We start from the raw sequence: 545 nt of genomic DNA on the forward strand, positions 1-545 counted from the left end.
CACCTTCCCCGCCGGGGCCGCCATCACGCGGCCCCCGCGGCGATCAGCTTCGGCAGGCGGACGAGGTTGCTCGCCGCCATCGCCAGCTGAAACAGCGCCTCGACCTTCGTAAGGCCGCGCTGCTTGACCTGACGCATTCCGGCAGCCGCCTTGAGCCATCCGAAGTGCGTTTCGATCCAGGCGCGCGTCCGCAGGCTGATCGCATACCCGGCGTGTCGGGTAGTGCGGCCATCGATGGCGCTGCGGCGGTGCGAGGTGTTCTGCGCAACGTGCGGGGTGATACCCATGGCCCGACAGCCCGCGACGAAGTCCGCCGTGTCGTACCCCTTGTCCGCGGCCAGCGTGCGCCGTCGTCGGCCGCGCAGCGAACCAAGCATCGCCAACGCCGCGTCACGCTCACCATGGCCGCTGGCCTGCGTGACACACGCTGCACGCACCAGGCCGCTGCGATGCTCCATGAGCACATGGGCCTGGTAGCTCAGCTGCGCCCCGGTATTGCCCTTGCGGTAAAGCCTGGCGTCCGGATCGCTGGCCGATTCGTGCGT

1 protein-coding gene is annotated in these 545 nt (G+C 69.4%); it reads right to left on the reverse strand.

Annotation, left to right across the window (positions count from 1 at the left end; translation table 11 throughout):
- Positions 1 to 23 precede the first annotated feature (23 nt).
- On the reverse strand, positions 24 to 545 hold a 522-nt coding region (locus CR938_RS14345; protein ID WP_162125626.1), incomplete at its 5' end, for a transposase.

Origin of the sequence: Pseudoxanthomonas taiwanensis (assembly GCF_010093135.1) — a bacterium.
GTDB lineage: Bacteria > Pseudomonadota > Gammaproteobacteria > Xanthomonadales > Xanthomonadaceae > Pseudoxanthomonas > Pseudoxanthomonas taiwanensis.